The 10,777-nt window shown below is 58.4% G+C and carries 6 protein-coding genes and 1 CRISPR repeat array; all 6 genes read right to left on the minus strand.

Features of this window, described 5'->3' with window-relative positions; genetic code table 11:
• Positions 1-46: 46 nt before the first annotated feature.
• The 6 genes from HHUB_RS13820 to HHUB_RS13845 all read right to left on the minus strand — a co-directional run bounded on the left by HHUB_RS13820 (position 47) and on the right by HHUB_RS13845 (position 10,769).
• Positions 47-1,090 (minus strand): two-component system sensor histidine kinase NtrB, encoded by a 1,044-nt coding sequence (locus HHUB_RS13820; RefSeq protein WP_082687268.1) that lies wholly within the window; start codon positions 1,088-1,090, stop codon positions 47-49.
• Positions 1,091-1,565: 475 nt separating this feature from the next.
• Entirely contained in the window at positions 1,566-2,744 is a 1,179-nt protein-coding gene (locus HHUB_RS13825; protein ID WP_059058530.1) for an orc1/cdc6 family replication initiation protein, read from the minus strand.
• A gap of 206 nt (positions 2,745-2,950) precedes the next feature.
• Positions 2,951-6,185: direct repeats of the CRISPR family, unit length 30 nt; unit sequence GCTTCAATCCCACGAGGGTACGTCTGAAAC.
• Between the two features lie 101 nt (positions 6,186-6,286).
• Complete coding sequence (gene cas2, locus HHUB_RS13830; protein ID WP_059058531.1) at positions 6,287-6,547, minus strand: CRISPR-associated endonuclease Cas2; 261 nt, start codon at positions 6,545-6,547, stop codon at positions 6,287-6,289.
• Positions 6,548-7,540 carry a type I-B CRISPR-associated endonuclease Cas1b gene (cas1b, locus tag HHUB_RS13835; RefSeq protein ID WP_059058532.1) on the minus strand — a complete coding sequence of 331 codons (993 nt, stop codon included), beginning with the start codon at positions 7,538-7,540 and terminating at the stop codon, positions 6,548-6,550.
• Positions 7,541-7,542: 2 nt separating this feature from the next.
• Positions 7,543-8,088 carry a CRISPR-associated protein Cas4 gene (gene cas4, locus HHUB_RS13840; protein WP_059058533.1) on the minus strand — a complete coding sequence of 182 codons (546 nt, stop codon included), beginning with the start codon at positions 8,086-8,088 and terminating at the stop codon, positions 7,543-7,545.
• On the minus strand, positions 8,085-10,769 hold the full coding sequence (locus HHUB_RS13845) for a CRISPR-associated endonuclease Cas3'' (RefSeq protein WP_059058534.1): 2,685 nt from the start codon (positions 10,767-10,769) through the stop codon (positions 8,085-8,087). The genes cas4 and HHUB_RS13845 overlap by 4 nt, the downstream gene beginning before the upstream one ends.
• Positions 10,770-10,777: the final 8 nt, after the last annotated feature.

Genomic DNA, 10,777 nt, shown 5'->3' on the forward strand with positions numbered 1-10,777 from the left:
CTAGCGCCGTCCACGCCGAATAAAGGGATCGTATTTGCAACAACTGTTAGAGCTGATTCGGGGTATCGTCTTGGAGACCAGTGATTTCGAATCTCGCGCCACCGTCGTCGCTCGCCGTTACAGAAAGCGTCCAGCCGTGGGCGTCCGCGATCTGTTTGACGATTGCGAGCCCGTAGCCGGTGCCAGCCTCACGCGTCGAATACCCATGCTCGAAGATCTCTCCGCGGATTTCGCTCGGAATCCCCGGACCGTCATCCGCAACATACAGGCCGTTTCCGTCGTCGAATCGACCGACACGGACCGTGACTGGGCCGTCCGTGTGTTCGATGGCGTTCCGGAACAAGTTCTCAAGTAACTCTTGGAATCGACTCTGGTCGGCGATAATCGAGCCTAGCTCTGAGGTGATCTGGAGGGTTGCTTGCGGGGTTTCGACGTGATGCCATGCTTGATTGACGCGCTCGATAACGGTGACCTGTTCGACTTCCCCGATTGCTTGGCCTGCCTTCGAGAGCGTTAACACGTCATCAACGAGTGTCTCAATCCGGTCGAGTGCATCCGTAACTTCTGCTAACGCCGGAATATCCTGTTCGTGTTGAGCAACCTCGGTGTAGCCCTGTGCGACTGAGAGGGGGTTGCGGATATCATGGGCGAGCAGTTCTGCGAAGTCGTCGAGGTGTTCGTTTTGCGTGTGAAGTTGTTGCTCTCGCTGTTGGCGGGTTGTGATGTCTCGAATGATCCCGGTAAAATATTGCTCGCCGTTGAGCTCGTGTTCGCGAAAGCTGATCAGCGTCGGGACTTCGTGGCCGTCTTTGTGGAGTGCGGGGAGTTCGACGCCGTTCCAGTCAATATGTTTCTCGCCGGTTTGAACGTATTTTTCGAGGGCGGCTGCATGGATTGGCCGCAGGCGCTCGGGGATGATCTTCATTTTCGAGCTGCCGATGAGTTCGCTTGGCTTGTATCCCAGAATCTTCTCAACGGCTGGGTTCGCGTAGACGATCTGGCTCTCGTCGTCGATGGTTAGCATTCCCTCTGATGCGTGTTCGACGAGCGTTTGATAGAACGCCGGCGAATCAACAGCCGGTTTCTCCATGTATGGTCTACTAATCGTGATGCACGGGGAAGTCGTTACTGGAAGGATTGCTTTCAATTTTCGCGCTAGTTGGTGTCTGAAACCGGGGTTTAGGGGGTGAGCGTATTGTTCGAGTTTGGAAGAGGGACCCCACTGCTTCCGCTGTTCTTTGGGGTGGAGATTGAGATTGTTTGGTTCCCTCCCACCCCACTGCTTCCGCTGTTCTTTGGATTGGTTGTGGATGCTTCTGGTAGGACAGCTATCTCTGGTTGGATTTGCTGTTACTCTTTTCTGGCTAGTGCTGTTTATGTCTCTTTCTAGAAGATACCTTTATAATAATGCGTACGAAACTAGTCCGTACTCCATCTTTACTCGATAAATGATGGGGATGGTAAGACCATCCCCATCACTTCTTCACTAGAACAGCGGAAGCAGTGGGGTGGGGGTGTCCAAGACCTCTCTCAGAACATCCTCTCCTAAAACCGCAGCCAGTGGCTCAATCTTCAATGCTCGCTAATGCGGACCGCACCGTCTCAACCTCATACACCAACTCGTGCTTGGCGAACTTCCCGCCACTCCGCCCCTTATTCACCTCGTTCCGAGACGTAATCCCGAGCTGGCTGAGGGCAGCAAGATTATCTCGAATCGACCGCACGGACACCGGGTCCTTCCCTGTCTCCTCACAGATCTTTCGGTAAATCGGGATAATCTCCTGTGTCCGTGCCGGCGTCGCATTCTCGGTCGTCATATTCATCAACGTCCGAAGGAGCACCCGTGCGTGCTCGGAAAGATCCGAAATGCCCTCAGCGATAATCTCCTTCTCAATCTCTTCTTTCCCCCTATTGACGTGCTCCTCTCGAATCATCTCATCGTGGTTCTTTCTCGCAAGATCGCCCGCCATCAACAGCAGATCCAGTGCCCGTCGCGCATCACCGGACTCACGCGCGCCATGCGCAGCACACAGCGGAATCACATCCTCACTCAACGTATCATCGTAGAACGCCACTTCCTCGCGCTGTTTGAGGACTTGCCGCAGCTGTCGTGCATCGTAGGCAGAGAAACTAACCACGCGCTCACAGAGGGACGACCGGACTTTCGATGAAAGATTCTCACGGAACGTCAGGTCGTTCGAGATTCCGATGATACCGAGGTTGACATCCGAGATGTTGCCGTTGTCTCGCGCGCGAGTTAGCTGGTAGAGGATGGAGTCGTCGTTGAGATGGTCAACTTCGTCAAGGACGATGAGAACCGTGCCATCGCAGGCGTCTAGTTCTTCCCAGAGGTACTGGTAGACCTTTGATTGAGGGTAGCCGGTTGAAGCGATTTGGTCTTCATGTGGGCGGAGCTGGTTGACGATCTCGATGGCGGTCTGATAGCTGGTGTTGAGACCGTCGCAGTTCACTTCGACGACGGTGACGCTAACGCCGGTGACTTCTTGGACGTCGTCTTGGAGTTGGGTGAGTAGATAGCGTGTGGCGGCTGTTTTTCCGACGCCGCTTTTGCCGTAGAGGAAGATGTTGGAGGGGTTTTCGTCGTTGATGACTGGTTGGAGTGCTGCGTGGAATTCTTCCAGTTCGTCGTCGCGGCCGACGAGTGTGTTTGGGGTGTAGTCTTCCGTGAGGGCGTCCCGGTCCCGGAAGATTTGGGTGTCTTGTTCAAATGTGAAGTCGGCCATATAGGCCCACATGGAACAGAGGGAACAATAAACCCACCGACCACCCACCTCCGTTGTTTCCTCTGAAACTATGGCATATAAACAACTCTGATTTTAGCAACCCCATCACTTCCGCTGTTCTCTAGGCTCCCCATATCTCTGCTTCAACCGCACTAGCGTTCTTCTGTAACACGGCCAGGTCCCCGAGGGCACGCAGGATGCTCGTGCCTTCAACCGCACAAGGGTACGTCTGAAACAACAGCGTCGCGAGGATACTCTCCGTCAGCCCGCCGCTTCAATCCCACGAGGGTACGTCTGAAACCAGCTGAAAATCAACCAATAACGGACCAATATCGCCCGCTTCAATCCCACGAGGGTACGTCTGAAACTGCTATCGCCATCCTCCGGCAGGCCGCGCTCCAGGCTGCTTCAATCCCACGAGGGTACGTCTGAAACGTCTACTGTCTCGTGGTCCGGTCGACGACCTGGAAGCTTCAATCCCACGAGGGTACGTCTGAAACCCAGTTCAACGGCGGTGAGTTCGCCGACGCCCTGCTTCAATCCCACGAGGGTACGTCTGAAACACTCCGCAACCACGTCTTCGGATACGTCTACGCGGCTTCAATCCCACGAGGGTACGTCTGAAACGAGCAACCACTAATGGCGTGACTGCGGCTATCCAGCTTCAATCCCACGAGGGTACGTCTGAAACCGTATATGCGGCATACGTAACGTTATTCTCTTGAAGCTTCAATCCCACGAGGGTACGTCTGAAACTGTTATATTCTCGGATCTTCGTTTGCCTGTTGTTATTGCTTCAATCCCACGAGGGTACGTCTGAAACTGTTGGATGGAATTGGTGTGAAGGTCGTTCACGTTACGCTTCAATCCCACGAGGGTACGTCTGAAACCGTAACTAGCCTGAACGACGCGCTAGAGTTCCCGCAGCTTCAATCCCACGAGGGTACGTCTGAAACTGTTGACGCGGTGGCGGGCAACCATGTTCACCATAAGCTTCAATCCCACGAGGGTACGTCTGAAACTCCGGCGAGTCGGACAACCCCGTTGAGGATGGTCGGCTTCAATCCCACGAGGGTACGTCTGAAACCGGCGGTTCCGGCGCGTTCACGTACGCCGGCCCGAAGCTTCAATCCCACGAGGGTACGTCTGAAACGCTCGTCGGTCGGACCGAGGCAGGTCGGGCAACGCGCTTCAATCCCACGAGGGTACGTCTGAAACCGGACTGTTGTCGCTCCACAATACTTCGTTCTGGTCGCTTCAATCCCACGAGGGTACGTCTGAAACCCGAACGCCGTCCCATACAGTAGTTGTCTCTGACGCTTCAATCCCACGAGGGTACGTCTGAAACGGCGACCCCGACCGCTGCTGGATAGACAACCACAAGCTTCAATCCCACGAGGGTACGTCTGAAACAAACCGGGAACGTGTACGTCTTACTCGGTTCGCTGCGCTTCAATCCCACGAGGGTACGTCTGAAACCGGCGTTTCCCGACTCCTATCGAGATCGCCAACGTGGCTTCAATCCCACGAGGGTACGTCTGAAACTCGTCCTGGTTGTACTGCTGGCCGGCGTAGACGAAGCTTCAATCCCACGAGGGTACGTCTGAAACACTACCAGCACTGCCAGCACTGCCAAACCCTCAACGCTTCAATCCCACGAGGGTACGTCTGAAACCCACGCACCACCGACTCCTCTTCGAGATAATCCGGCTTCAATCCCACGAGGGTACGTCTGAAACCACTATGACCGACGACAACACCATCACGTGGCCGGCTTCAATCCCACGAGGGTACGTCTGAAACTCCCCGAGGTGCCGGCGTAGCCGTTCGCGCTCGTCGCTTCAATCCCACGAGGGTACGTCTGAAACGATGATACTGAAGTCGCACCGCCGATGGTTCGGTCTGCTTCAATCCCACGAGGGTACGTCTGAAACAGCGTCTGCAACATCTGTCGCGCCGACCATCTCGCCGCTTCAATCCCACGAGGGTACGTCTGAAACTCTCTTCTTCAGGCACTGGCCTCACCTCCGGCATCAGCTTCAATCCCACGAGGGTACGTCTGAAACACGTCCTCGCTGTCGAGGTCCTGCGCCTCGAGGACGCTTCAATCCCACGAGGGTACGTCTGAAACCGACGTGTACTTCCCGGAAGAGGCGCAGGCGCAGGCTTCAATCCCACGAGGGTACGTCTGAAACACGGGTTTGGACTGCCGGGTTAACAGAGATATTGGCGCTTCAATCCCACGAGGGTACGTCTGAAACCTTGGGTGTGGTAGGTGCGTGCGCTTGAGTTTGACGTGCTTCAATCCCACGAGGGTACGTCTGAAACGAGGTTCTCGGCGACGTCGACACGCTTTGCGCCGAGCTTCAATCCCACGAGGGTACGTCTGAAACCCGGCTCCGACCGCCCGAGGTGGACTTTCACAAGGAGCTTCAATCCCACGAGGGTACGTCTGAAACGTGCGTTAGCGCCGAAGCCGTCGGTATACCCAACGGCTTCAATCCCACGAGGGTACGTCTGAAACGAGCGCCAGCTACGCCAGCCACAACAGCCACGTCAGGCTTCAATCCCACGAGGGTACGTCTGAAACGAGGCATGACGGTCAACGTCTCAAGCGAGGAGACGCTTCAATCCCACGAGGGTACGTCTGAAACCCGAGCATGGTCCGCTCTACGAGGACGGCGACCCGCGCTTCAATCCCACGAGGGTACGTCTGAAACCGTGCGTTAGCGCCGAAGCCGTCGGTATACCCAACGGCTTCAATCCCACGAGGGTACGTCTGAAACCGCCAGCAACACCGCCAGCAGCATCGGGTCGAGCGTGCTTCAATCCCACGAGGGTACGTCTGAAACGACGTGGTCGGGTTCGTCCGGGTGCGGCCAGCAGCGCTTCAATCCCACGAGGGTACGTCTGAAACAGGGTCGCTTTACCTGACTGGCTCGGTGCCGCAGGCTTCAATCCCACGAGGGTACGTCTGAAACTCCCTGTTCCTGTTGGTCGTGTCAGGCCGCCCAACCGCTTCAATCCCACGAGGGTACGTCTGAAACTACACCGTTGAGGGGTTCCCTGAACTCTCCCCGCAGCTTCAATCCCACGAGGGTACGTCTGAAACACTTCGCTATCTTCGGCGACCCCGGTCTGAACAAATGCTTCAATCCCACGAGGGTACGTCTGAAACCGACTGGATGGCCTCCCAGAGCGCCATCAACGTGATGCTTCAATCCCACGAGGGTACGTCTGAAACGAGGAACTCGTCGCGCCCGTAGATGTACACGACGCGCTTCAATCCCACGAGGGTACGTCTGAAACATGACGCTCTGGGACGACAGATTGCTCGAATGGGCGGCTTCAATCCCACGAGGGTACGTCTGAAACCGGCACGAACTCGACGGTTCACGTCTTCTACATCCCGCTTCAATCCCACGAGGGTACGTCTGAAACCATGGTGATTTTGCCCACCATATCACCTCTACCAGTGGTATACACTTCATCATTTCCGTCGACCCGCAATCCCCCCAAAACCCCCGGGGGGTCGACATCAGCTAGAGGAACCGACTATCCTCGGTCGGGTCGTCCCCGTACACGGTACGGTTCAATAGCCGGTCCGAAGAGAGTTCGTAGACCATGACTGATTCTCCCTTCTGAAGGAGATCTTCAATTTCCCCCTTCAGTGTCGCTAGATCTCCCTCCGAGATTTCCCCTTCCAGTACTGAGTTCTGGACGTGAACAAGGTATCGGCGACAGAGCTTCAGCATCAGGTGGGTCCTGTCAGCCTCCATGTCGTAGACGACGATGACGTACATCTACCACCACCGCTTGAACGAATCATAGGATTCGCCGGTTAACAAGTGCTTTTTGAGCTTGTATACCTCCAAGCGAAGCAGATACTGATAGCTCACCTTCCGGTTCAGCGTCGGGTGCTCGACTGTTCGCTCGAGTGTCTCCTCAAACTCCTTCAGAAACGTCGTTCGCCCTTCCTCGTTAAGTAGACAGGAGCCAACCTCGTCTCGGAAATCGTCTCGGCTGATCTGCTTACGGTTGACCAGTCTAAACAGCAGCCGATCCGTTAACACTGGTTTGAACAGGTCGGCAATATCCAGCGAAAGGGAGTAGCGCCGTTCTCCCGGCTCGTGGAGATAGCTGATGGTCGGGTCAAGTGCGGTAGCACGGATTGCGGAGACACAGTTTGCGTACACCATACTGTTCCCGAACGAAATGAGCGCGTTCACCGGATTCGGTGGTGGATTGTACTCTCGGCCGTCGAACGCGAACGAGTCGGGAAGAACCGCCTCGAACGTCTGGTAGTACGCTCTCCGGGCCGTCGCTTCCACACCCATGAGCTCGGAGATATCGCCAGCGTCGTCGATACGCGCAGTCGCGTTGTCCAACTCCTCGATTACGCCCCCGAGCTCGTACTCCCGACTGTCGTAGTACGTGACGTTCGTCCGCATGTTGTGGATACTCCCACGGACGAACGAGGCAGCGAGAGACTGCCGTTGCTCGGGATCGTCGTACGCCCGGACCTGCTCGACGACAGTTCGACCGCTCGTCTGCCCGCGTTCGGGCATCAGTGACCCTGCATAGCGATCGTTCCAGCCGAAGACATGGATAGCAACGCCGTGGTCATTGAGAAACGACATCAGCCGCGTGTTGTAGTCGATCTGTCCGTGCAGATAGATCGCCTCAGCGTGTTCGACGGGGATATGTTTTTTCTCGCCATTATCGGTCTCCAGCCGAACTGTATCCTCGCTCCGTTCGATGCGGCCGTCCGAAAAGATGTGGTAGTTCTTGTCCATAATCAGACCCAACAGAAGTCGTGATAGGCACACGACTCGCAGTACGGTTTCTCAGTGGCTTCCGGCGGACTGTCCGCGGTCACGATCGCGTGAATCCCTCGGATTGCCGACTCGACTTTGTCGCATCGGTCGTCGTCGAGGGAAACGCCCTCCCGTCGACGCTCAGTCGGGTGTGCCAACACGCCCTCACGTTCGACGCCTAATACCCGATCGAGGTACCAGAGGTAGTACGAGAGCTGCATTCGCGCTGGCTCTGTCAACGTCGATGAGGGTTTTACCTCCACCACTCGACCGTCTTCAAGTAGGTCGAGAGCGATCATCCCGAGTCGAAGGTTCTCCTGTGAACGTTCGCCGTAGGAGGACTCATCGACGCGGGTCCCTCGGGCAACGCTTGCGTTCTCCCGGTTGATCTCGATGTTCCGGCTCTCGAACCAGAGCTCGCGTTCACAGACGTAGTAGTACTGCATCATCACGCCAGTGACGCGAAACGGGTTGTCGACGGCGTCGCCCTGTGCCGTGGCCACCAGCCGAGAGACGGGATCGCTCACAGTAGACGTGCCTCCACGCTCGTGTCAGGGATGACGACGCCGTCGGTGGCGTCGAAGTAGCCGTCATGCCGTCCCGGGCGCCCGTCGAGCACCAGCCGGTCGGTGTCGGGGAACAGCGGCTCGCATGCAGCGAGCTTCTCCATCGTGTCGTCGTCGCCGGGGTAGACGGGGACGGAGACCTGCCAGTCCGCGGTCGACTCGACGAGGTCGTCCAGGTCGTCCCACCGGTACTCGCCGAACGCTCGCCGGATCTCTTCGACGGTCTCGCGCTCATCGGCCGTTCTCGTCACGATCACGTCGACGGCGGGCCGCTCGTCGATGAGCGAGAGTCGCCCGAGCTGTTCGGCTTCTGCCCGCTCGAGGTACTCCACGTACTCGTCGGCACCGATGTCACGCCTATCGAGCAGGTCGAAGTAGTGTTCGACGGCGTTTCGAGTAACGTCTGGCTCGGGCATCGGGTCACCGTCGTAGACCGTTGCCAGCGCTTGGCCAGTCAATTTGGTGAGGCTCTCTCCTCGACCGTAGACCGCGCTTGCGGGCGTTGTCTCGCGGTTCGGCGGCGGCGCGAGCTGCCAGACTGTCACGCGCCCACGGTTGCGGTCGTATGACCGGTTACATCGACCCGCAGCCTGCACGAGGCTGTCCATCGGCGCGAAATCACGGATGACCTCGTCGAAGCTCACGTCGACGCCCGCCTCGACCAGCTGGGTGGAGACGAACAACACTGGTTCACCCGCTTCGGCGAGGTCGGACGCCACGTCGATGAGGTGGCGTCGGTCACACGGCCGGTGGCGTGTCGTGAGGTGGACCAACAGCGGCTGCCCCGGTCGTCGTCGACGGACTGCATCGGCAAGCGTCCGCTCGGAGCGTATCGATTTGGTCGATCGGTCCGCGGCGGTGAGCAGTTCGTCGTACACCTCGTTGATGTCCAGCGGTGCCGTTCTGTCGTCCACCGACTCGGCGAGCTCGCGCGCGCTGTCGATTGTGTTGCAGATCGCCAACACCGATTTACGGTCGTCGGCCCGGTTCGCGACGAGTTCGCCGGCTCGATCGTAGGGGAGTGCTGCTGACTCCGCGTCGTCGTTCATCTCACCCCCTGTCTCGTTCTGCCCGGGAAGCATCGCGATCGCGGACGGGTGAAGCACGAAGTCGAGCCGGTCCAGCTCGTCGTAGTACGGATCAGGATCCGCGACAAGGGAGAACGGCTCTTGGTCGCCCGCAGACAGGAGTTCGGGCTGGGTGGCCGTCATGGCGATCACCGATGCACCGTACTCCTCGGTCAACAGTTCGACCAGTCGGTCCACGAGCGGCCACCACTCGAGCGGCAGCGCCTGCGGTTCGTCGAGAACTATCACGCTCCCGTACAGCGAGGGGAGCTTCATCGAGCGTGCGTTTGTCGGCCCGGCCAGACTCTCGAACAGCTGGACGAACGTCGTCACGACCATCCCCGACCGCCAGCTCTCGCCGAGGAGGGCGGCGACGTTCTCGACGGCGTCGTCGGCGACTGATTCGGGCTCGCCCGGCGGCGAGACGAGGGTATCCGCGAGGTGGTGGTCGACGGTGAGCCGTTCGCCTCTGTCGTCGGTCTCGAACAGTTCGCGGCTCTGCTCGGCCACCTGGTCGATGATGGACGTGTACGGCAGCGCGTAGACGAGACGTCCCCCGTTCGGGTTCGACGCCATCTCACTCTCCTCGAGCACGGTTAAGGCGGCGTCCAGTCCAGTGAGGGTCTTCCCCATGCCCGTCGGGAGCGTCAGCGTCGCGACGTTCCGGTCGTCGTCGACGAACTCTTTGGCGCGAGTGTGAACTGCCTGTCGAGCGTCCTCGCGCCGCTCGTTCATCTGTTCCGTTCGGGGGTCCAGCTCTGTCTCAGCGTTCGCAGTCTGGAGTTCGTCGATGTAGTTGTCGATCGCCCGCCGCTCGGGGATCGGCGATCGGTAGGCCTCGCGGCCGATTTCGACACCAGTCGACAGGTACGTCGCGCTCGCCTTGTCGGCGAAGACGAGCGCGCTCCAGACCTGCAGCACTGATTCGTAGAACCCTGACGGGAGCTTCTCCGGTGCCGGGCGAAGTCGCCGGCCACTACAGACGGCTTCCGCCACCCACGGGAGCTCGATAGCTGTATCTGACTCGTCGAGCCGTTCGTGAAACGTTTCCCAGTCGCCACCGCTATTGGTCGCTTGGTCGACGAGTATCTCGGCAAGTTCAGGAACGGTCTCGTTAAGGTGTGCTGCCTGTTCGAGCGCATCAGATCGATAGAGCGTCTGGACCCGTCCTGACTGCTCGACGCTCGCCCGGTGCACGTAGTCGGCCGTATCGGGGAGGCGTCCGTGGTGTCTCGCGACGGCTAGAAAGCCGACGAGAGGATCGGCACCGTCGAACCCGCGTGCCTCCAGCGCGTAGTGAGCAAGCAGCGCCGAGATCGGCGCGTGATGTTTCGGTCCGTCCGGTTGTGCGTCGTCCGAGAGGAGGTGTTCGCGGAACCAAGAAGTCAGCTTCCCGAAATCGTGGACTTGCGCCACCACTCCTGCCAACTCAGCAAGCGAGTTCCCCGCCGGCGTCTCGGCGTCGTCGGGGACGAGCCATCCGACCCGCTCGCGGATGTCGTCGAGATGCTTTTCGAGCGGGATCTGTTCCCCATTCGGTCCGATGTGTGACGGTCGGTCGGTAAACTCGGCCATGGCTACGC

Source organism: Halobacterium hubeiense, assembly GCF_001488575.1.
Taxonomy (GTDB): Archaea; Halobacteriota; Halobacteria; order Halobacteriales; family Halobacteriaceae; genus Halobacterium; species Halobacterium hubeiense.

Excerpts from the sequence above, each read along its gene's own strand:
- HHUB_RS13825 (WP_059058530.1), bottom strand. The coding sequence starts at position 2,744 with ATGGCCGACTTCACATTTGAACAAGACACCCAAATCTTCCGGGACCGG.
- HHUB_RS13820 (WP_082687268.1), bottom strand. The coding sequence starts at position 1,090 with ATGGAGAAACCGGCTGTTGATTCGCCGGCGTTCTATCAAACGCTCGTC.
- HHUB_RS13845 (WP_059058534.1), bottom strand. The coding sequence starts at position 10,769 with ATGGCCGAGTTTACCGACCGACCGTCACACATCGGACCGAATGGGGAA.
- cas2 (WP_059058531.1), bottom strand. The coding sequence starts at position 6,547 with ATGTACGTCATCGTCGTCTACGACATGGAGGCTGACAGGACCCACCTG.
- cas1b (WP_059058532.1), bottom strand. The coding sequence starts at position 7,540 with ATGGACAAGAACTACCACATCTTTTCGGACGGCCGCATCGAACGGAGC.